At 73.4% G+C, this 21,347-nt stretch carries 20 protein-coding genes; 4 read left to right on the forward strand and 16 right to left on the reverse strand.

Translation table 11 applies throughout. The features are described 5' to 3' along the window. Positions 1-146: 146 nt before the first annotated feature. From WIS52_RS10815 to WIS52_RS10835, 5 genes are read right to left on the reverse strand one after another with little or no spacing between them, the layout of a single operon-like run. Positions 147-869: a GolD/DthD family dehydrogenase gene (locus tag WIS52_RS10815; protein WP_349298043.1), complete on the reverse strand. Its 723-nt coding sequence runs from the start codon at positions 867-869 to the stop codon at positions 147-149. After that, entirely contained in the window at positions 870-1,376 is a 507-nt protein-coding gene (locus WIS52_RS10820) for a ribose-5-phosphate isomerase (RefSeq protein ID WP_349298044.1), read from the reverse strand. It abuts the gene before it with no gap. Further along, a complete protein-coding gene (locus WIS52_RS10825; RefSeq protein ID WP_349298045.1) occupies positions 1,373-3,091 on the reverse strand; it encodes a dihydroxyacetone kinase family protein in 1,719 nt (572 codons plus the stop codon). The genes WIS52_RS10820 and WIS52_RS10825 overlap by 4 nt, the downstream gene beginning before the upstream one ends. Then, positions 3,088-4,422 carry an RbtT/DalT/CsbX family MFS transporter gene (locus WIS52_RS10830; RefSeq protein WP_349298046.1) on the reverse strand — a complete coding sequence of 445 codons (1,335 nt, stop codon included), beginning with the start codon at positions 4,420-4,422 and terminating at the stop codon, positions 3,088-3,090. Before WIS52_RS10830 ends, WIS52_RS10825 begins: the two co-directional genes overlap by 4 nt. A 10-nt stretch (positions 4,423-4,432) precedes the next feature. After that, positions 4,433-5,530 carry an alcohol dehydrogenase catalytic domain-containing protein gene (locus WIS52_RS10835; RefSeq protein ID WP_349298047.1) on the reverse strand — a complete coding sequence of 366 codons (1,098 nt, stop codon included), beginning with the start codon at positions 5,528-5,530 and terminating at the stop codon, positions 4,433-4,435. A 154-nt stretch (positions 5,531-5,684) separates the two neighbouring features. On the opposite strand from WIS52_RS10835, the gene WIS52_RS10840 reads away from it, so the two are divergent. After that, positions 5,685-6,638 (forward strand): sugar-binding transcriptional regulator, encoded by a 954-nt coding sequence (locus WIS52_RS10840; RefSeq protein ID WP_349298048.1) that lies wholly within the window; start codon positions 5,685-5,687, stop codon positions 6,636-6,638. A 151-nt stretch (positions 6,639-6,789) separates the two neighbouring features. On the opposite strand, the gene WIS52_RS10845 is transcribed toward WIS52_RS10840, so the two are convergent. The 3 genes from WIS52_RS10845 to WIS52_RS10855 are packed head-to-tail and all read right to left on the reverse strand — an operon-like array spanning position 6,790 to position 9,667. Further along, positions 6,790-7,650 (reverse strand): phosphoribosylaminoimidazolesuccinocarboxamide synthase, encoded by an 861-nt coding sequence (locus WIS52_RS10845; RefSeq protein ID WP_349298049.1) that lies wholly within the window; start codon positions 7,648-7,650, stop codon positions 6,790-6,792. Next, positions 7,647-9,065 carry an adenylosuccinate lyase gene (gene purB / locus WIS52_RS10850; RefSeq protein ID WP_349298050.1) on the reverse strand — a complete coding sequence of 473 codons (1,419 nt, stop codon included), beginning with the start codon at positions 9,063-9,065 and terminating at the stop codon, positions 7,647-7,649. The genes WIS52_RS10845 and purB overlap by 4 nt, the downstream gene beginning before the upstream one ends. A 29-nt stretch (positions 9,066-9,094) precedes the next feature. Continuing rightward, positions 9,095-9,667, reverse strand: a complete 573-nt coding sequence (locus WIS52_RS10855; RefSeq protein ID WP_349298051.1) for a TetR/AcrR family transcriptional regulator — start codon at positions 9,665-9,667, stop codon at positions 9,095-9,097. Between the two features lie 127 nt (positions 9,668-9,794). Between WIS52_RS10855 and WIS52_RS10860 the strand changes: the two genes are divergently transcribed. Further along, the gene (locus tag WIS52_RS10860) at positions 9,795-10,937 is read left to right on the forward strand and encodes a threonine aldolase family protein (RefSeq protein WP_349298052.1); all 1,143 of its coding nucleotides are present in this window, start codon (positions 9,795-9,797) and stop codon (positions 10,935-10,937) included. 85 nt (positions 10,938-11,022) lie between these two features. Further along, entirely contained in the window at positions 11,023-11,466 is a 444-nt protein-coding gene (locus WIS52_RS10865; protein WP_349298053.1) for a DUF6010 family protein, read from the forward strand. On the opposite strand, the gene WIS52_RS10870 is transcribed toward WIS52_RS10865, so the two are convergent. The 7 genes from WIS52_RS10870 to acs form a co-directional block, all read right to left on the reverse strand. Next, positions 11,429-12,613 carry a pyridoxal phosphate-dependent aminotransferase gene (locus WIS52_RS10870; RefSeq protein WP_349298054.1) on the reverse strand — a complete coding sequence of 395 codons (1,185 nt, stop codon included), beginning with the start codon at positions 12,611-12,613 and terminating at the stop codon, positions 11,429-11,431. The genes WIS52_RS10865 and WIS52_RS10870 overlap by 38 nt on opposite strands. 183 nt (positions 12,614-12,796) lie before the next feature. Beyond that, a complete protein-coding gene (locus WIS52_RS10875; protein WP_349298055.1) occupies positions 12,797-12,994 on the reverse strand; it encodes a hypothetical protein in 198 nt (65 codons plus the stop codon). Positions 12,995-13,226: 232 nt separating this feature from the next. Then, positions 13,227-14,489 (reverse strand): phosphoribosylamine--glycine ligase, encoded by a 1,263-nt coding sequence (gene purD / locus WIS52_RS10880; protein ID WP_349298056.1) that lies wholly within the window; start codon positions 14,487-14,489, stop codon positions 13,227-13,229. Positions 14,490-14,533: 44 nt separating this feature from the next. Next, entirely contained in the window at positions 14,534-15,469 is a 936-nt protein-coding gene (locus WIS52_RS10885) for an alpha/beta fold hydrolase (protein WP_349298057.1), read from the reverse strand. 21 nt (positions 15,470-15,490) lie between these two features. Beyond that, a complete protein-coding gene (locus WIS52_RS10890; RefSeq protein WP_349298058.1) occupies positions 15,491-16,018 on the reverse strand; it encodes a phage holin family protein in 528 nt (175 codons plus the stop codon). Between the two features lie 118 nt (positions 16,019-16,136). Next, positions 16,137-16,565, reverse strand: a complete 429-nt coding sequence (gene arfB / locus WIS52_RS10895; protein ID WP_349298059.1) for an alternative ribosome rescue aminoacyl-tRNA hydrolase ArfB — start codon at positions 16,563-16,565, stop codon at positions 16,137-16,139. 91 nt (positions 16,566-16,656) lie between these two features. Next, the gene (acs, locus tag WIS52_RS10900; RefSeq protein WP_349298060.1) at positions 16,657-18,633 is read right to left on the reverse strand and encodes an acetate--CoA ligase; all 1,977 of its coding nucleotides are present in this window, start codon (positions 18,631-18,633) and stop codon (positions 16,657-16,659) included. 319 nt (positions 18,634-18,952) lie between these two features. Here acs and WIS52_RS10905 point away from each other — a divergent pair, with 319 nt between their 5' ends. Continuing rightward, entirely contained in the window at positions 18,953-19,705 is a 753-nt protein-coding gene (locus tag WIS52_RS10905) for an oxidoreductase (protein ID WP_349298061.1), read from the forward strand. Positions 19,706-20,143: 438 nt separating this feature from the next. Here WIS52_RS10905 and WIS52_RS10910 read toward each other — a convergent pair whose 3' ends face one another. Beyond that, on the reverse strand, positions 20,144-21,127 hold the full coding sequence (locus tag WIS52_RS10910; protein WP_349298062.1) for an HAD family hydrolase: 984 nt from the start codon (positions 21,125-21,127) through the stop codon (positions 20,144-20,146). Positions 21,128-21,347: the final 220 nt, after the last annotated feature.

The raw sequence follows: 21,347 nt of genomic DNA on the forward strand, positions 1-21,347 counted from the left end.
GCATGTGAGGACCGGGGGTCGTTCCGGCGACGAACGCCGACCGGTCCGGCGCCGGGCGCCCGCTGTCGCACCCCGGCACCGTCGTCGCACCCCTGCGCCGGGTTCTCGCCAGGTCGGTGCGGACGTGGCGGGTCGCCCCGGTCCGCTCAGCGGGCCGTGAAGCCGCCGTCGACCTTGAGCTCGGCGCCGTTGACCATCGCGGCCTCGACGGAGGCCAGGTAGACCACCGCCGCGGCGATCTCCGACGGCTCGGCGAAGCGCCGGGCGGGGATCTCCGCCTTGTGCGCCTCGCCGGCCGGGTTGTCCCAGGCCGCCTTGCCCAGCTCGGTGAGCACGACCGTCGGCGACACCGCGTTCACGGTGACCCCGGACGGCCCCCACTCACCGGCCAGCACCCGGGTCAGGCCGTTGATCCCGGCCTTCGACGCGCAGTACGCGGCGTGCGAGTCCAGCCCGCTGCTCGCGGCCTGCGAGGCCAGGTTCACGATCCGCCCGTACCCCTGATCGACCATGACCCGCCCGGCCGCCTTGGCCATCAGCCACGAGCCGGTCAGGTTGACGTCCAGGGTGAGGCGCCAGTCGGAGATCGAGGTGTCCAGCGCCTTCGACAGCCGGGCGATCCCGGCCGAGTTGACCAGGACGTCGAGCCGGCCGTGGGCGTCCACGACCTCGCGCACGCAGGCCTCGACGGCCTCCGGATCGGAGACGTCGACGCGGTGCACCGAGGCGCAGACCTCGGGCACCCCGTCGGACTTCACATCGGCACCGGCCACCGTGGCGCCCTGCGCGGCGAGCGCGCGGGCCACCTCGGCGCCGATCCCGGAGGCCGCCCCGGTGACCAGGGCGACCGAACCGGTGAGATCGAACATCTAACAGTCCGTCCCGACCGCTCCCGCCTCGGCGAGCCGGTCTCCGTCGCGGGTGTCGTAGCTGTTCAGCGCGGCGACCTTCTCGGCCGACGCGGACTGCGGGTCGAACCGGTGGTCCAGCCAGCCCTTGACGAGCATCCGGGCCAGCTCGATGCCGACCACCCGCTGCCCCATGCAGAGCACCTGGGCGTCGTTCGACTTGACCGAGCGCTCGACCGAGAACGGGTCGTGCGCGGTGACGGCCCGGATGCCGGGCACCTTGTTCGCCGAGATCGCGACGCCGAGCCCGGTGCCGCAGATCAGCAGCCCGCGGTCGGCCTCGCCGTCGGCGACCTTGCGGGCCGCCGCCACCCCGATGTGCGGGTAGGCGGTGTGCCCGTCCGGCCCGACGCCGACGTCGATCACCTCGGCGACCCGGTCGTCGGCCTGCAGGTCGGCCTTGAGCTTCTCCTTGTAGTCGAATCCGGCGTCGTCGGCGCCGACCACGATGCGGAGCTTGTCGCTCACTGGTTCCTCTCCTTCAGTACGTTCCCGACGGCGGTGACGACCAGTCCCATCGACGTCGCCCCGGCATCGGGGGTGCCCACGCTCTTCTCGGCGAGCGGGCGCGCCCGGCCGATCCGGGGACGCATGTCCGCGGTCTCGGCCCCCTTCGCCGTCGCGACCTCGGCCGCGCCGGCCCAGGCCGCGGCGAGCTCCTCGCCGCCCGAGACCCGCTGCTCCAGGTCGTCGACGAACGGGAGCAGGGCGTCGAGCAGGGTCTTGTCCCCCGGCTGCGCCCCGCCGAGCTGCTGGATCGTGGTGGCGAACTCCCGCACGCCCCCGACGACCACGTCCGCCGGGTACCCGGTCGCCCGGTCGTCGAGGTGCCGCCCGAAGGCCTCCAGCGCGGCGCCCCAGAGGACGCCCGACGTGCCGCCGGCCCGCTCGGCCCAGGCCTGCCCAGCCTGCTGGAGCAGCCAGCCACCGCCGACGTCCTCGCCGGCGTCGGAGAGCCGGGCCGTCGCGGCGGTGACGCCCTTGAGCATGCCGCGGCCGTGGTCGCCGTCCCCGGCGACCGCGTCGATCCGGCCCAGCTCGTGCTCGTGCTCCCGCAGCGTCGCCTCGATCGCGGCGAAGGCGTCGCGGACGGTGCCGGCCAGCCGGATCGCGGCCTCGCCGGCCTCCGGCGCGGTGACGACGGCGTCGGCCTCGGCCAGCTCGTCGGCCGTCGGCTCGCGCAGCGCCGCGAGCGGGGACCCGGACTTGCGGTAGGCGGGGGTGTAGGCGTCGGCCCGCCAGAGCGGGTCCAGCTCGTCGTCCAGCCACATGAGGGTGAGCGAGCAGCCGCCCATGTCCAGGCTGGTCACGAGCTCGCCGACCTCCGGGTCGACGATCTCGAGCCCGGCGTCGCGCAGGCCCTTCGCGACGTGCCCCCAGAGCAGGAACAGCTCCTCGTACTTGGTCGTGCCGAGTCCGTTGAGGATCGTGCCGACCCGCCGGCCGGCGTCGGCCGGCGCGTTCTTGACCAGTTCGGACACCAGCAGCTCGGCCAGGTCCTTCGCCCGCAGCATCTCGACGTCCCGGATGCCCGGCTCGCCGTGGATGCCCAGGCCGAGGCCGAGGTGCCCGTCCGGGACGGTGAACAGCGGGTCGTCCTCGCCCGGCATCGTGCAGCCGGAGAAGGCGACGCCGAGGCTGCGGGTGGCGGCGTTCGCGGCCCGGCCGAGCCGCTCGACCTCGTCGAGGTCGTGGCCCGCGGCGGCGGCCGCGCCCATCACCTTGAAGACGGTGAAGTCGCCGGCGATGCCGCGCCGCTTCTCCTCCTCCTCGGCGGAGGCCACGTCGTCGGTCACGATCACGATGCGGGTGTCGATGCCCTCGGCCCGCAGCCGCTCGGCGGCGATCCCGAAGTTGATCACGTCGCCGGCGTAGTTGCCGAAGCTGAGGATGACGCCCCGGCCCTGGTCGGCCGCCTTGCAGACGGAGTACGCCTGGGCCGCCGACGGCGAGGTGAAGATGTTGCCGACCACCGCGCCGTGCGCCAGGCCGGGCCCGACCGTCCCGCAGAACGCGGGGTAGTGCCCGGATCCGCCGCCGATCACCACGGCGACCTGCGGCTCCTCCGCGCGGTGGCTCACGACTCCGCCGTGCACGCCGCGGACGCGGTCGGAGTAGAGGTCGAGGAACCCGGCCAGCTGGTCGTCGGCGAACTCGGCCGGGTCGTCGTAGATCCTGGTCATGTCCTCTCCTGCACTTCGGACTGGTCGGCCGAGGACTCCAGGTCCTCCGCGTGCTGGGGCACGTCGAGCCAGTACATCATCACGAAGGCCGCTCCGTAGAGGACGACGAACGCCCAGACCACGCCGACGTTCCCGGTCCCGAGACCCAGCATGATCGCGACGACGGCCGCGCCCAGGAAGGCCGCGCCACCGGCGGCGGTGGTGTACATGGCCATCGCGGCTCCCTTGTGGTCGGGTGCCAGCGCGGGCATGATCGCGCCCATCGGGACGAACCCGGCGAGCAGGCAGCCGAAGACGCAGCCGGCCGCGACGGAGACCCAGAAGCCCCAGGTGGAGCCGGCCGGGACGGCCTGCGGGACGTACCACCAGAGCAGCAGACCCACGGCCGAGCCGAAGACACCGAACCACTGCACCGTGCGGCGCCAGCCCCACTTGTCGCCGACCCAGCCGAAGACCGCGTTGACCAGGATGTTCGTCGCGTAGACGAACACCGTCATGGTCAGCCAGCGGCTCTGGCCCCAGCCGAGGTCGACCGCGATGACCGCCGGCAGGATGACGAACATGCCGTACTGCGGCGCGGTGTTGATCAGCCGGACCAGGAAGCCCATCAGGATCTTCGGGTTCTTCGCGGTCAGCCGGAGACCGGCGGTGAGCACCTGGGCGTTCGTCTCGCCGGCCGGGGCGAGCCGCTGGTGGGCGTGCCCCTCCCGGACGCCGAAGTGGCAGATCGCCCAGCCGGCGACGACCAGCCCGGTCGCCCCGATCATCGCGGCGGTCTCACCACCGGTCGACCCGCCGAACGCCGGGATCATGCCGATCGCGAACAGCGAGCCCAGCGTGGGCAGGCCACCGGTGAACATGACGTAGAACCAGCCGACCGCGGCGCCGTTGCGGTGGTACGGGGTGACCGCGGAGATCCAGACCAGGAAGGCGAACGCGAACAGCGGGTACCCGAAGCCGCGCAGGAAGTAGGTGATGACGACGCCCCAGAAGCTCTCCGCCTGCAGGCTGAGCAGGAAGAGGACCTCGAAGACGACCCAGACGGACACGCCGAGGGTCATCACCCGGCGTGGCCCCCAGAGGTCGGCGAGCGCGCCGGCCAGGTAGCTGGCGATCAGTACGGCGAGGCCGTACATCGAGATGATCGTGGCGACGGTGGCCTCGGGCGAACCGAGGACCGCCTCGATGTGCGGCGAGATGAAGTTCGACTCGGTGCCGTTGCCGGTCATGAACACCAGCACGCCGAGGAAGCCCCAGCGCAGCGAGTTCGGGATGCCGAGGCGGTCGAGGAAGGTCTCGTTCTGCGGTGGGTTGATGGCAGCGCTGCTCATCGGTGGCCTCTCAGGCGTGCGGGAGGATCGAGACCTTGACCGACGACCCGGAGGTGTCGCCGACGAGGTCGAGGGCCTTCTGGAACTCCGCGAGCGGCACCTGGTGGGTGCAGATGTCGGAGATCGGGAGCTTGCCGTCCTCCAGCATCTTGATCGCGGCGGGCCAGCAGTGCGGGCCGAGGTGGGCACCGCGGACGTCGAGCTCCTTGTCGTCGGAGATGATCGACCAGTCCACGGTGACCTCGGAGCCGAACACCGAGTACTCGACGAAGGTGCCGAGCTTGCGCAGCAGGTTCAGGCCCTGCGCGACGGCCGGGACCGCGCCCGAGCCCTCCAGGTAGACGTCGGCGCCGTAGCCGTCGGTCAGCTCCTTGACCTTGGCGACGGCGTCCTCGGAGCCGATGTTGATCGTGAGGTCGGCGCCGGTGCGGCGGCCCAGCTCGAGCTTCTCGTCGTCGAGGTCCAGCGCGATCAGCAGCTTCGGGTTCTTGGCGCGGGCGCCGGCGATCAGGCCGAGGCCGATCGGGCCGCAGCCGGCGACCACCACGACGTCGTCGAACGAGATCGTCGCCCGCTCGACCGCGTGCAGCGCGCAGGACAGCGGCTCGGCGAACGCGGCGTGATGCGGCTCGAGGTCCTTCGAGACCTTGTGCACCCGGGCGCGGGTCGGGACCAGCATGTACTGGGCCATCGCGCCGTCGAAGTTGCGGAAGCCGAACATGTCGTGCGGCCCGCACATCCAGTACTGGCCCCGCCGGCAGTAGCGACACTCCTCGCAGGGCACGATCTGCTCGCAGGCGACCCGGTCGCCGAGCTCGACGCCGTGCAGCGCGAGGCCGTCGGCGTCGCCGGAGACGATCTTCCCGACGAACTCGTGGCCGGGGGTGCGGCCGGTCTGGGCCCAGGCGGGGCGGTTCTCGTCGCCCCAGAACTTGGCGGCACCGTGGTAGCACTTCAGGTCGCTGGCGCACACGCCGACGGCCTCGACCTCCATGAGCAGCTCACCGGCGCCGGGCTGAGGGACGTCCACCTCCTCGAGCCGGTAGTCCTCGGGACCGTGTACGACGACGGCCTGCATCCGGGTGGGAAGGCGTGAGTTCTCAGCCACGGCGGAACCTCCATTGGTGCCATGCGAACAGGTGCATGCGCTCGACCCTGAGCATGCGTTCTGACGTGAACATCGGTCAACACATCGGTTCCAATGTGAACAAACGTGCAGTACGGTCGGTGGCAGGATCGTCCGGGAGCGGAAGGGGGCGGCTATGGCGCCGCGGGGCTTCTCACGTCGTGACCTGGGGCTGATGCACCGGGCGGCACGGCTGTACTACCTGGAGGACCTCAACCAGGCCACGATCGCGGAGCGGCTGACCGTGTCCCGGCCGACGGTCTCCCGGCTGCTGGCCGAGGCGCGCCGGATCGGGATCGTCCGGATCACCGTGCACGACCCGGACACGCTGCACTCCGGCGGCGACACCGCGACCCGGCTCGCGGACGCCCTGGGGATCGACCGGGTGTGGCTGGCGCCGTTCGCGGCGTCGGCCGATCTCGGCGCGGCGCTGGCCGAGCCGGTCGGCGAGGCCCTGCGCGAGGCAGGACTGGGTGTCGGGGACGTGCTGCTGGTGTCGTCCGGCCGCACGGTGTGGGAGCTCAGCCACGAGGCGCTGCCCGCGGTACCGGGCCTGGAGATCGTGCCGACCGTCGGCGGGGTGGCCGAGCCGGAGGCCTGGCACCAGACCAACGAGATCACCCGGGCCGTCGCCGAACGGATGCAGGGCCGCCCGCACTTCCTGTTCACCCAGGCCATGCCGTCACCGGCGATGCGCACGACGCTCGCCGACGACCCGGAGTTCCGCCGGGTCACCGGGTTCTGGGACCACGCCGGCGCCGCGCTCGTCGGGGTCGGGGCCCCGCCCGCCGGCCGCGAGTCGATCTCGACCTCGGTCCCGCTGGACGACGACGGCCTGCGCGCCGGCGTCGGGGACGTCTGCCTGAACTTCTACCGCGCCGACGGCGGGGAGATCGCGTTCCCGGGCAGCGAGCGGATGGTGCGGATCTCGCCGGAGCAGCTGCGATGCGTGCCGCGGAAGATCGCCGTCGCGGTCGGGGCGGAGAAGGCGCCGAGCATCGTCGGCGGGGTGCGGGCGGGGCTGTTCAACCGGCTGGTCACCGACACTCCGACCGCCACCGCCCTGCTCGACGCCCTGGACGCCGGCTGAACGGCGGGGAACTCCACCGGACACGGCCCGGGCCGCCCGTGCCTGCCTGGGCCGGGCGGTGATCATCGGGCGGGTTCCGATCGGTGCCGACGACGGCACCGCACGGAACCGGAACAAGGATCACGCGCGGGCCGGACAGGCCGAGCCGGCCTCAGTGCGCGGTCGGCGACCCCCAGGGCGTGCCGGTGATCCGCTGGTAGACCTCGGCGTAGCGGTCGTGCACGACCCCGATCACCTCGGCGGGGACCTCCGGGCCGGGGGCGGTGCGGTCCCAGTCCAGGCCGGCCGACCAGTCGCGCACGTACTGCTTGTCGAAGGAGAACTGCGTCCGGCCCGGCTCGTAGGAGTCGGCGGGCCAGAACCGGGACGAGTCCGGGGTCAGCACCTCGTCGCCCAGCACGATCTCGCCGCCCGCGTCGCGGCCGAACTCCAGCTTGGTGTCGGCGACCAGGATCCCGCCCCCTGCGGCCGACTCGGCGCCGCGCCGGTAGACCTCGAGGGTCAGCTCGCGCAGCCGGGCCGCGGTGTCCGCGCCCAGCAGGGACACGACGTCGTCGTAGGTCATGAACTCGTCGTGCTCGCCGACCGGCGCCTTCGTGGTCGGGGTGAAGATCGGCTCCGGTAGCTGCGAGCCCTCGACCAGGCCGTCCGGCAGCCGGACGCCGGAGACGGTGCCGTCCTTCTGATACTCCTTCAGGCCCAGGCCGGTGAGGTAGCCGCGGGCGATGCACTCCACCGGCAGCATCTGCAGCGGGCGGCAGCGGACGGCGCGGCCGGCGAACTCGTCCGGGATGTCGTGCGTGCCGAGCACGTGGTTCGGCACCAGGTCGGCGGTGCGGTCGAACCAGTACAGCGACAGCGCGGTGAGGATCGCGCCCTTGTCCGGGACCGGCGTCGGGAGCACCACGTCGTAGATCGACAGCCGGTCCGAGGCGACCAGCAGCAGCTCGGCCGGGTCGGTGGAGGAGTCCAGGTAGAGCTCGCGGACCTTGCCGGAGTGGACGAGCTTCACAGGATCCCTCCGGGTGTGTAGGCGGCGGCCTCGGGGTGCTCGGCGGTGATCGCGGCGATCTTCTCGTTCACGCCCGCGACCTGCGCGGATGCCGCGCCGGTGAAGCGCAGCGGGTCCTCGAGCAGGCCGTCGAGGGTGCCCTCGGGCAGGCCGAGGCGGGTGTCGCCGGCGAGGCGCTGCAGCAGGTCGTTGTCGGCCTGGCCCTGCTCGCGCATCGCCAGCGCGACCGCGACCGCGTGCTCCTTGATCACCTCGTGCGCGGTCTCCCGCCCGACACCGGCCCGGACGGCGGCCATCAGCACCGCCGTCGTCGCCAGGAAGGGCAGGTAGCGGTCCAGCTCGCGGGCGATCACCGCGGGGTAGGCGCCGAACTCGTCGAGTACGGTCAGCGTGGTCTCGAAGAGCCCGTCGAGGGCGAAGAACGCGTCCGGCAGCGCGACCCGGCGCACCACCGAGCAGCTGACATCGCCCTCGTTCCACTGCGATCCGGCCAGGTCCGCGGTCATCACCGAGAGCCCGCGCAGGATCGTCATCAGCCCGTTGATGCGTTCCGCGGAACGCGCGTTCATCTTGTGCGGCATGGCGCTCGACCCGACCTGGCCGGGGGCGAAGCCCTCGGTGGCGAGCTCGGCGCCGGCCATCAGCCGGATCGTCGTGGCCAGCGACGACGGCGCGGCGGCCAGCTGCACCAAGGCGGTGACGACGTCGTGGTCCAGCGAGCGCGGGTAGACCTGCCCGACGCTGGTGAACGCCTCGGCGAAGCCGAGGTGGGTCGCGACGCGCCGCTCCAGGTCGTCGAGCTTGGCCGCGTCGCCGTCGAGGAGGTCCAGCATGTCCTGGGAGGTGCCCATCGGGCCCTTGATCCCGCGCAGCGGGTAGCGCGAGCGCAGGTCCTCGAGGCGGGCGTGCGCGACGAGCAGCTCGTCGGCGGCGGAGGCGAACCGCTTGCCCAGGGTGGTGGTCTGCGCGGCGACGTTGTGGCTGCGCCCGGCCATGACGAGCTCGGCGTGCTCACCGGCGCGCCGGCCGAGGCGGGCCAGCACCGCGACCGTGCGGTCGGCGACGAGCTCGAGCGAGAGCCGGATCTGCAGCTGCTCGACGTTCTCGGTGAGGTCCCGGCTGGTCATGCCCTTGTGCACGTGCTCGTGACCGGCGAGGGCGTTGAACTCCTCGATGCGGGCCTTCACGTCGTGCCGGGTGACGCGCTCACGGGCGGCGATGGAGGCGAGGTCGACCTGCTCGACGACGGCGGAGTAGTCGTCGATGACCGACGGCGGCACCTCGATGCCGAGGTCGCGCTGGGCGCGCAGCACCGCGATCCACAGCCGGCGCTCCAGCTGGATCTTGTACTCCGGCGACCAGAGGCGGACCAGCTCGGGGCTCGCGTAGCGCGCGGCCAGCACGTTGGGAATCACGTGCGGGAATGGTAATGGCGCGGCGCCGCTCACTCGGCGACGGCTTCGGCCAGCGCCTCCCGGGCGATCCCCCGCGGGTCGGGCGCGGCCTCGATCAGCCCGGAGAGCACGGCGCCGTCGACCAGCGCGGTGACCCGGCGGACACCACCGGGACGGGGGCGGAAACCGGCGCGGGCCAGCGCCTCGGTGAGCAGTGCGTCGAACTCGACGCGCTGCTCGCGCAGGACCGTGGCCAGGAACGGCCGGCGCCCGGATCCGATGAGCCGCTCGAACCGGCGCAGCACGGCGTCGAGGCCCTCGGTCCGCGAGCGGGGTCCCAGCAGGAGGTCGAGGACGATCTCGGCCGGGTCGTCGCGCAGCTCGAGCAACCGCCGGGCGTCGGCGAGCTCGGCGCGGGCCAGGCTGTCGAGCGCGGCCGTGACGAGATCCTCGAGCGAGGAGAAGTAGTACGTCGTCGCCGCCAGCGGCACGCCGGCCCGCTCGGCGACGGCGCGGTGCCGGATCGCCTCGAAGCCGCCCTCGGCGAGCAGGTCGGCGGCGGCGTCGACGAGCAGTGCGCGCCGCCGCTCGCCCTTCTCGGTCTGTCTCCCCGGCGCGGCCATACCCCCATCCTGCCCGTCCGGACGGTCGTCCCTCCGAGTGGCATGGCGGAGTTCACGCCGGTGTCGGTGCAGGTGGCGGGGTATCCCGTGACCATTTCGTGACCCTGCCGTGTCGCTCCGGATGCCGATGAACGAGACTGAGGGCGTGCGTCCGACACCTCGAAGCCGTCGCGCGTCGCGCAGTGCGCGCGAGGCCGTCCCCGACGACGAGCCGATCGACCTGCGCTCCGACACCGTCACGGTGCCGACCCCCGAGATGCGCAAGGCCATGGCCGGCGCCGAGGTCGCCGACGACGTCCTCGACCGCGACCCCACCCTGCGCGCGCTGGAGGAGCGGGTCGCCGGGCTGCTCGGCGCCGCCGACGCGCTGTGGACGCCGACCGGCACGATGGCGAACATCATCGCGCTGATGAGCCACCTGTCCCGGGGTCAGTCGTTCCTCGCCCCACAGGGTGCGCACGTCCTCGACTTCGAGCTCGGCACCGCCGCCTGGCTGGCCGGCGGCATGCCCCGCCCGCTGCCGCACGACGGGGGGCCCGGCAAGGTCACCGCGTCGGCGGTCCGGCGGGCCGCGGTCGACGACGGCTTCTACGCCTCGCTGCGCCCGGCGCTGCTGTGCCTGGAGAACACGCACAACTCGGCCGGCGGCACCATCACCGCCCCGGAGGAGCACGCCTCGGTCGCCGCCGCGGCGCGCGCCGCCCGGCTCGCGGTGCACCTCGACGGCGCCCGGCTGTGGAACGCCGCCGTCGCACTCGGCGTGCCGCCCGGGGCGCTGACGGTCGGTGCCGACACCGTGTCGGTCTGCCTGAGCAAGGGTCTCGGCGCACCGGTCGGATCGGTCGTCGCCGGGTCGGCGGAGTTCGTCGAGCAGGCCCGGCGGCTGCGCAAGATGCTCGGCGGCGGGGTCCGGCAGGGCGGCGTGCTGGGCGCGGCCGGCCTGGTCGCGCTCGACCAGGCCGACCGGCTCGCCGAGGACCACGCGCTGGCCACCACACTCGCCACCGGGCTGCGCGAGCGGGGCTGGCGGGTCCGCGAGCCGCAGACCAACATCGTGCTGCTCGACGTCGCCGACCTGCGCGGCACCATCGCGGCCTTCGCCGACGCCGGCGTCCGGGCCGGCGCGATCGCCGGCAAGCTGCGCCTGATGACCCACCGCGACGTCGCCGAGAAGCACGTCACCGCGGCCCTGAACCGGATCGGTGAGGTCGGCCCGTCGAGCACCGGCTCACCGGGCGGACCGCCCGCCCAGTTTCCCCGAGTGGGCTGACGCCCCTGTGAGCACTTTCCGGGGCCAGGACCCCGGAAAGCACTCACAGGTGGGATGAGTTTCAGTCTGACTGTATCTTGGCCTCGTGAGCATCCTCGCCCCGATCCTCGTCGGCGTCGTGTACGTCGTGCTGGCCTCGCTGATCCCCGAACCCGGGCGGCAGAAGTTCAACGCCGTGATGGTCGCCGGAGCCGGCGCCGCCTACATCAGCAGCGGCGCGCTGGGGCTGTGGGAGCTGGCCTTCACCGCGGTCGTCACGACGTGCGCCTACCTCGGACTGCGGGACTACCGGTGGCTCGGCGTCGGCTGGCTCCTGCACACCGCCTGGGACGTCGTGCACCACCTCAAGGGTGCGCCGATCATCCCGGCGCTGTCGCACTCGTCGTTCGGGTGCGCGATCTGCGACCCGGTCATCGCGATCTGGCTGTTCCGCGGGGCGCCCGCCGTGACGACCCGGACCGGGCTGCGCACGCTGGTCGGCCTGGACCGGGCTACACCCAGGCCCGGAGCCGGCCGAGCGCCTCGGTGATCGCCTCCGGGGTACCCGCGCAGGAGAACCGGATGTGCGTCCCGCCGTCGACCGGGTCGAAGTCCGCACCCGGCGCGACGGCGATGCCGGTCTCGTCGAGCAGCCGGTAGGTGAGCCCCATCGAGTCCTCGCCGGGTCGCAGCAGGTGGCCGACGTCGGCGTAGACGTAGAACGCGCCGTCGGCCGGGGCCAGCCGGTCGATCCCGATCTCCGGCAGCCCGGACAGCAGCAGGTCGCGGTTGCGCCCGTAGCGCACGACGTGCGCGTCGGCCTCGGCGTAGCTCGCCCCGTCGAAGGCGGCCAGCGCCGCGTGCTGGGGCAGCGCGGGCGGGCAGACGGTGAAGTTCCCGGCCAGCCCCTCGATGGTCCGGCGCAGCCGCGGCGGGCACACCAGCCAGCCCAGCCGCCAGCCGGTCATCGAGAAGTACTTCGAGAACGAGTTCACCAGCAGCGCCTCGCGCGAGGTCGCCCAGGCGCTCGTCGTCGCCGGCGAGCCCGGGAACGAGATGCCGTGGTAGATCTCGTCGCTGACCAGCTGGATCCCGCGCTCCTCGCAGTAGGACGCGAGCGCGGCGAGTTCCGCGGGAGCGAGCACCGTGCCGGTCGGGTTGGCCGGGCTGGCCACGACGAGCCCCTTCACCGGCTCGTCGAGCTCCTCGAGCATCTCGACGGTCGGCTGGAACCGGGTCTCCGGCCCGCACGCCAGTTCGACGACCTCGCAGCCCAGCGCGGCGAGGATGTTGCGGTAGCAGGGGTAGCCGGGCCGGGCCATCGCGACGCGGTCCCCGGCGTCGAACGCGGCCAGGAAGGCCAGCAGGAACCCGCCGGACGACCCGGTGGTCAGGACGACGTCGGACGGGTCGACGGCGAGGTCGTACGTGCGGCGGTAGTGCCCGGCGACGGCGTCACGCAGCTCGGGGATCCCCGGCGCGACGGTGTAGCCCAGGACCTCGGACTGCAGCGCGGCGATCGCGGCGGCGCGGACCGGCTCGGGGGCCTGGGTCGACGGCTGCCCGGCGGACAGGTTGATCAGGTCGCCGTGCTCGCGGGCACGGACGGCGGCGGCCGCCCACACGTCCATCACGTGGAACGGGGCGACGGCGGCGCGGGCCGCGACGGACAGCTGGGGGGCGGACGGCACGGTCACCCCGCGAGCGTAGGCGCCGCCGCTCGGAGGGGTCGCGCGCCCGGACGGGAGCCCGGGTCCGGGCGCGCGACCCACCGTGGTGCAACGGGTCCGGCACCGTCGCGGCGGCGAGGTGCCGGACCCGGATGTGGGAGCCGGTTCCCACGACCGGCTCTCAGGTGCGCGGGCGGGGCCCGCGCGTCATCACGCCTCGAGGCCGAGGGCGTCGAGGACCTCGCCGATCTGCGACTCGGTGTCGGCGATGGTCTCGTCGAGGTACTCGGCGACCGGGGTCAGCTCGGCGGCCTGGGCCGAACCGGCGAACGCCAGGGTCGCCAGCGGAGCGGCGATCGCGGCACCGACGAGGGTCAGGGCGCGGCGACGGCGGGGAGCGTTGGCCATGATGGATCCTCCTGTGACTCAAGGGCACCGGCTGTGCCCTCGTGATCAGGAACTGTCCACGGCCGCCACGCGACGATCAAACGATCATGTCCGGTTTTACGGCGTGTTCACGAGCTCTGCACACGCCTCCGATGCACCGGATTGCAGATCGCAAGATCAGCCAGGTTGATCATTGTTTTGCGCCGTTTGGAGCAACATCACTAATCCACATGGCGGTAACGTCGGCGAAACATCACCCCGTCGGGACCGAGATCTCCCCGCGTTCGGCGCGCAACCCGATGTCGGTCCGGTGGTGCGAGCCCGCCAGGTGCACCGGCTCGAGCCGCGCGTAGGCATCGGCCCGGGCCGCGGTGAGGTCGGGTCCCGTCCCCACCACCGAGAGCACCCGCCCGCCGCTGGAGACCACCGCGCCGTCCTCGCGGCGCCGGGTCCCCGCGTGCAGGACGCCGTCACCGTCCGCCCCGGTGATCACGTCGCCGAGTCGCGGGGTCGCCGGGTAGCCCTCGGCGGCGACGACGACCGTCACCGCGGAGCCCTCGGCCCACTCGACGGGCGGCTGCTCGGCCAGGGTGCCGGTGGCCGTCGCGTGCAGCAGCCGCGCGAGCGGGGTCCGCAGCAGGGCCAGCACGGCCTGGGTCTCCGGGTCGCCGAACCGGCAGTTGAACTCGATCACCGCCGGGCCCTGCGAGGTGAGCGCCAGCCCCGCGTACAGCAACCCGGAGAACGGCGCGCCGCGACGCTCGAGCTCCGCGGCCACCGGCCGGACCACCCGCTCCACGAGGTCGTCGGCCAGCCCCGCACCGGCCCAGGGCAGCGGACAGTAGGCACCCATGCCACCGGTGTTCGGCCCGGTGTCGTCGTCGCCGACCCGCTTGAAGTCCTGGGCCGGGAGCAGCGGGACCACGGTCGTCCCGTCGACCAGGCAGAACAGCGACGCCTCCGGACCGTCCAGGAAGGACTCGAGCAGGGCCGGGTGTCCGGCGTCGAGCAGGCCCAGCGCGTGCGCGCGGGCCACCTCGACGTCGGACGAGACGACCACGCCCTTGCCGGCGGCCAGGCCGTCGTCCTTGACGACGTAGGGCGGGCTGAACACGCTCAGCGCCGTCTCCAGGTGGGCCGGGTTGTCCACCACCACCGACGACGCCGTGGGCACGCCCGCCGCGCTCATCACCGACTTGGCGAACGCCTTCGACCCCTCGATCCGGGCCGCCTCACGCCCCGGGCCGAAGCACGGGATGCCGGCCTCGCGCACCGCGTCGGCCGCGCCGTTGACCAGGGGCACCTCCGGGCCGACGACGACCAGGTCTGCCTCCCAGCTCCGGGCCAGCGCCACGAGCGCGTCGTTGTCCGAGACGTCGAGGCCGAGCGTCTCGGAGACGGCCGCCGTCCCCGCGTTGCCGGGGGCGCAGGCCAGGGCCGTCACCTCCGGATCCTGCGCCAAGGACACCATGATGGCGTGCTCGCGCGCGCCGCTTCCCACGACCAGGATTCGCACGGTCGACGAGCGTAGAGGCGCGCCGCCGCGGGCGGGGACCCGGCTCATCCCGCGGCGTCGAGATGCGCCCGGATCAGGGACGTGACCAGGGCGGGTTCCTCCTCGTGCGGGAAGTGTCCACTGCCCGGCAGTGCGTGGTGGACCAGACCCGCGGCGGCGAAGGCGGCCGAGCGCCGCATCGTCGCCTCCAGCACGCAGGGGTCGTCGGCGCCGTGCACCTGCAGCACCGGGACCCCGACCGGCCCGGCGACGGCGCGGGCGAAGCTCCGGCCGTCGGAGCGGACCTGCGACCGCAGCGTCCACCGGTAGTACTCGCACGCGCAGTGCGCCACCGTGGAGATCCGGATCGCCCCGCGGTACCGCGCCGCCGCATCGGTGAAGTCCGGTGTGGACGGCCAGTGCGGTCCGGCCCAGGTCCGCAGGATCCGCTCGACGCGGGCACCGGCGTCGGCACGCAGGGAACGCTCGGGCAGCCGCGGGAGCTGGAACCCGGCGGCGTACCGGCCGGCGCGGCCCTGGCCGAGCGGGTCACGGAGCACCGCCGCGCGGTAGGCGAGCGGGTGCGGGGCGCCGAGCCCGGACAACGACCGGACCAGGCGCGGCTGGAGGGCGGCGACGCTCCAGCCGATGACCGCGCCCCAGTCGTGCCCGACGAGGTGCGCGCGGCGTTCACCGAGGGCGCGGATCAGACCGGCGCAGTCACCGGCGAGCGTCCACAGGTCGTAGCCGCGGGGCGGCTTGTCGGTGTCGCCGTAGCCGCGCAGGTCCGGGGCGACGACCCGGAACCCGGCACCGGCCAGTGCCGGCAGCTGATGACGCCAGGTCCACCAGAACTCCGGGAAGCCGTGCAGCAGCACCACGAGCGGACCGTCGGGAGGCCCTGCTTCGACGACATGGATCCGGATGCCGTTGGCCGAGACCGCCCGGTGCGTCCACGGTCCGGGTACCCGGACCAGCGCCGGGTCGACCGGCCCGCCCACTCGGCTCCCCGCTGGGGTAGGTCAGCCGGCGGCGGCGTGCCGCCCGGACGGGCGGTCGGTCAGCTCACGCACGTTGCCGTCGTTGCCCGAGCGGCCGCGCTGGGACAGCACCTGCGCGGAGTCCTTGAGCGAGTCGATGGTCCGCTCCGGCTTGCGGATCTTGCGGACCCGCAGGTAGCCGAGCAGTCCGAACACTCCGGCCGCGATCAGCATGATCAGGAAGGTGATGCCGAAGGCGGCCCACCGGTCCAGCCACACCGCGAGCAGCTCGGCGATGAAGAAGAAGAGGTAGAACAGGCTGAACAGCCCGATCACCGCGGCGATCACGAAGAAGACGCTGCCCTGCACGCCCTTCTTCACCTCGGCCGTGACCTCGGCCTTCGCGAGCTCCACCTCGGACCGGACCAGAGTGGACAGGTGGGTGGTGACGTCCTTCGCGAGAGCGCCGAGAGAGGCGTCGCGCGGGCCCGGCTCCGGCGTGAGCGGGATCGAGGGAAGGACCGGCGGGACCTCCGCGTCGCCGGACTGGCTGTTGCTGGCCACCGTCATTCCTCCTGCGCCCTGGCGCCTGAGGGTCGTGTCCCCCGGACGGCCGTCGATCGGTGAGCCGCCATCGTGCCACGGGGTGTTCGGGCCCGCTCGGCTACGCCACGCCGGGGACAACCACTCACTCGTCCGGGCGGCCGCGCAGTTTCTTGATCTGACCGCGCCGGGTCTTGGCGTCCAGCCGGCGCCGCCGCGACCCGGCCGTCGGGCGGGTGGGACGGCGGGTCGGCGGGCCCGCCGCGGTCGCCTCGGCCAGCACCGACGCCAGCCGGTCCCGGGCGGCCTCCCGGTTGCGGAGCTGGCTGCGGTGCTCGGCCGCGGTGATCGTCAGGACGCCGTCGACGAGCCGGCCGCGCAGCCGTCCCAGCGCCCGTTCGCGCAGGGTCTCGGGGACGCTGGGCGAGCCGGCGACGTCGAACGACAGCTCGACCCGGGAGTCGGTGGTGTTGACGCCCTGCCCGCCCGGGCCGGAGGCGCGGGAGAACCGCCAGCGCAGTTCGCGCCCGGGTACGACGAAGCCCCGCCGCACCCGCACGCCGTCGCCGTCCACGGGGCCATGCTCCCAGCCCCGGGCGTACGTCCCCGAGCCCGAGCCCCCGGCCCCGGCCCCGGCGTGGGGCGCGTGGACCGGGGTCCGGTGGTCAGTCCTCCTTGGAGTCCTGCATCCCGGAGGAGATCATGTCCATCACCGACGAGTCGGCCAGCGTCGAGACGTCGCCGACCTCGCGGTTCTCCGCGACGTCGCGCAGCAGCCGTCGCATGATCTTCCCGGACCGGGTCTTCGGCAGCTCCTCGACGACCATGATCTGGCGCGGCTTGGCGATCGGCCCGATCTCCTTGGAGACGTGGTCGCGCAGCGCCTTGATCGCCTCCTCGCCCTTCGACTCGTCGCCGGCCGCCGACCCGCGCAGGATCACGAACGCCACGATGCCCTGCCCGGTCGTCTCGTCCGACGCGCCGACGACCGCCGCCTCGGCCACCGTCGGGTGGCTGACCAGCGCCGACTCCACCTCGGTGGTGGAGATCCGGTGGCCGGAGACGTTCATGACGTCGTCGACCCGGCCGAGCAGCCAGATCGCGCCGTCGTCGTCGTACTTCGCGCCGTCACCGGCGAAGTAGTAGCCCTGCTCGGCGAACCGGGACCAGTAGGTGTCGCGGTAGCGCTCGTTGTCGCCCCAGATGCCGCGCAGCATCGACGGCCACGGCTTGTCGAGCACCAGGTAGCCGCCCTCGCCGTTGCCGACCGGGGTGCCGGAGTCGTCGACCACGACGGCCGAGATCCCGGGCAGCGGGCCCATCGCCGAGCCGGGCTTGGCCGCCGTGACGCCCGGCAGCGGGGCGATCATCTGCGAGCCGGTCTCGGTCTGCCACCAGGTGTCGACGATCGGGCAGTTCTCCTTGCCGATCTTCTCCCGGAACCACATCCAGGCCTCGGGGTTGATCGGCTCGCCGACCGTGCCGAGGACCTTGAGCGAGGACAGGTCGTACTTGGCGGGGATGTCCTCGCCCCACTTCATGAACGTCCGGATCAGCGTGGGCGCGGTGTAGTAGATCGTGACGCCGTACTTGTCGACGATCTCCCAGTGCCGGCCCTCGTGCGGGGTGTTCGGCGTGCCTTCGTACATCACCTGCGTGGCGCCGTTGGCCAGCGGCCCGTAGACGATGTAGGTGTGCCCGGTGACCCAGCCGACGTCGGCGGTGCACCAGTAGACGCTCTCGCCGGGCTTGTGGTCGAAGACCACGTGGTGGGTGTAGGCGGACTGGGTCAGGTAGCCACCGGAGGTGTGCAGGATGCCCTTCGGCTTCCCGGTGGTGCCCGAGGTGTAGAGGATGAACAGCGGGTGCTCGGAGTCGAACGACTCCGGGGTGTGCGTCTCGGACGCGGAGTCGACGGCGTCGTGCCACCAGACGTCGCGACCCTCGGTCCACGGCACGTCGGTCTCGGTGCGCTTGACGACGAGGACCTTCTCGATCGTCGTGCCCGCGACGGCCTCGTCGGTGTTCTCCTTCATCGGCGCGGGCTTGCCGCGCCGGTACTGGCCGTCGCTGGTGATCAGGACCTTCGCCTCGGCGTCCTCGATCCGGGCCTTCAGCGCGCCCGGCGAGAACCCGCCGAACACCACGCTGTGCAGCGCGCCCAGCCGGGCGCAGGCCAGCATGGAGAAGACCGCCTCGGGGATCATCGGCAGCTGGATCGCGACCCGGTCGCCCTTGCCGACGCCCAGCTCGGTGAGCGCGTTCGCGGTCTTGGAGACCTCGCGCTGCAGGTCGGCGTAGGTGATCGTGCGGGAGTCGCCGGGCTCACCCTCCCAGTGGATCGCGACCCGGTCACCGTTGCCGGCCTCGACGTGCCGGTCGGCGCAGTTGTAGGCGACGTTGAGCTCGCCGCCGACGAACCACTTGGCGAACGGGGCCTCCCACTCGAGGACGGTGTCCCACCTCTTCGTCCAATGGAGACGGTCCGCCTGCTCGGCCCAGAAGCCGTCGCGGTCGGCGTCGGCACGCTCGTAGGCGTCGGCTCCCGCGTTGGCCTGCGCCGCGAACTCCTCCGACGGCGGGAACGACCGGCTCTCGGTGGACAGTGCGCTCAGGGCGCTGCTCTTCTCGGACTCGGCCATGTCCTCGTGTCCTCCTCGACGCGACGGGTGCAAACGGGCCGGAACCCGGCCCCGGTGGCGCACTCGGTGTGCGCACACGTGTGTGGGGCGACGCTAGTGATTCCGATCGCCCCGCGCACCGTCTGACGGGAGAGGTCGCCCGCCGGTGGATCTCCCGGATCGGCCCGTTCGCGCAGGTGAGCGGGCATTCGGGACGACGACGGCGGCCGGGTCCGTCGCCGAGTGCAACGACCGGCGGTGGACGGACGGTCGATCGACGGCCGACGGACGGTCCGGGCACGGCGGAGCCGATCATCGACGGGTTGCGACGATGGAGGGCATGGCCACCGTCCCCACCGACGACCCGCTCGCCCCGCTCGCCGCGCTGCCGGGTGTCGCCGAGGCGGTGGCCCGGGCCCGGGACGCCGCCACCGAGGTGCACAACCAGCCGGTGAACCGCCGCGGCTGGCCCGCGACGGCGGCCGAGGCGGCACTGCGCGCGGCCCGGGCGTCCGCGGCTCTCGACGGCGCACCACTGGCGCCGGCGACCGCCGACCACGTCGCGGACCCGGTGCTGGCCGGTGCGGTCCGGATCGCCGACGAGCGGGCGAAGCTGCTCGAGACCTGGTCCCGTGCCCCGCTGCAGGGCCTGGCCCGGCTGCACGTGCTCGCGGCGACCGACCTGGTCCCGGTCTCCTCCCACGAAGCGCGGCTGGGACGTCCCCGGGAGGGCGTGGCGTCACGGCTGTCGTTGCTGGGAGACCTGCTCGGTGGCCGCAGCTCGGTACCGGCGCCGGTGCTCGTGGCAGTGGTGCACGGTGAGCTGCTGACGCTGCGGCCGTTCGGGACCGCGGACGGCGTCGTCGCCCGCGCCGCCGCCCGGCTGACGGCGATGTCGTCGGGTCTGGACCCGCGGGGGCTGTCGGTGCCCGAGGTCGGCTTCCTGCGCCGGGCGGCCGGCTACCGGGAGGCGGCGGAGGCGTTCGCGTCCGGGACGCCCGAGGGGCTCGCCCGGTGGATCACGCACACCTGCACCGAGTGGGAGGCCGGGTCCCGCGAAGGGCTGTCGATCGCCGCCGCGCACACCGCCTGACCCCGTCCCAGGGCACACGCAAGAGCCGGGCGGCACCCCGTAGGGCCCCGCCCGGCTCGACGCGATGTCCCGGGGATCCGTTCGTGCACTACGTGTCGTGTACTGGCCTCGGCGCCCGGCGTCCCGGTACGCAGGCCCACGACGACATGCCTCCCGCGGCGTGCTCGGCGTGGAGTGCCCGGCTCTCGCGTACGGCGCCCGGGCCGGGGAGACGGGCTCTTCTCCTCCGAACCGCCTCTGGCCAGACCGGGATCCGCGAGGTCCTTCCTAGCCCCAGGAGTGTGACGGAGGCAACCCTCACTGACAGGTGCACCGGTTCAGCAGCGGTGTGTGACGAGCGATGCGGCCGTCCGGGTCACCCTCGGCACCGGTCCAGGTCGGGCTCGGTCCGCCCGGGTCGGTTCCGGTCCGCCCTGGTCGTGCTCTGCGGCGGTCCGGTCAGCAGCCGCGACCGGCCCGTCGCCGGGCGAACACGACGCCGGCGCCGAGCGCCAGTGCCCCGGTGGCGGCGAGCGCGACCGACCGCCCGACGGGCGCGGCGACCGATCCGGCCGGGCGGTCGCCGTCGCCGGTCCCCCCGGTCGACCCGGCCGGGCCCACGCTCGCGTCGGCGTCCGGTCCGCCGTCCCGCCCCGCGAGCCGGTCGGACAGGCGGTCACGGAGCCGGAAGAGCCGGTCCCGCCGCGAGTGCGCACGGACGAAGGCGAGGACCGGCCAGCCGCGCTCCCGGGCGACCACGCGCAGTTCCCGGTCCGGGTTGACGACCGCCGGCAGCCCGACGGCCTCCAGCAGCGGCAGGTCGGTGATCGAGTCGGAGTAGGCGGCGCACCGGTCCAGGTCCAGACCGGTCTCCGCGGCGATCTCCCGGGCCGCCTCCGCCTTCCCCTCGCCGTAGCAGTAGAAGGCGATGTCGCCGGCGTAGCGGCCGTCCCGGATGCTCATCGTCGTCGCGCGGAACCGGTCGGCACCGATCAGCTCGGCGATGGGCTCGACGACCTCGTGCCCGGACGCCGACAGCAGGATGATCCCGGCCCCCTGCTCGCGGTGCCGCGCGATCAGCCGGACCGCCTCCGGGTAGACCAGCGGGCCGATGACCTCCTGCAACGTCTCCGCGACGATCGCCCGGACCCGGTCCACCTCCCACCCCTGGCAGAGCAGGGTCATCCTCCGGCGGAGGGTGTCCATCGTGGACGCGTCGGCACCGGAGAGCACCAGGAGCAGCTGCGCCCAGGCGCCGCGGACGACGGTGGCGCGGTCGATCAGCCCGTGCCGGGCGAACGGCCGGGCGAACGCCAGCGCGCTGGACCCGGCGATGATCGTGTTGTCCAGGTCCAGGAACACGGCCTGCGGGCCGGCGCCCAGCGGCGGCGCGGCGCCGGGACGGGCGGGAGCGGGACGGGAGGCGGTGCGCGCGTCGGACACGGCGTCCACCCTGCCGGACCCGGCGGCCCGACGCCCGCGACGACGCCCGGTCCGGCTCCGGTTCCGGCGTGATCCGACGATCATGCACGACGGCCGCGTCGCTGCACCGGGTAACCGTTCCAGCACGACCGGTCGCCCGGACGCGGTCACCGGTCGGGCCCGCGGCCACCCGTCCGGGACGCCGCGGCCACGCCCCGGCCCGAACCGGTCGGCGCAGGCC

It is taken from the genome of Pseudonocardia nematodicida, assembly GCF_040105385.1.
In the GTDB taxonomy this organism is placed as follows: Bacteria; Actinomycetota; Actinomycetes; order Mycobacteriales; family Pseudonocardiaceae; genus Pseudonocardia; species Pseudonocardia nematodicida.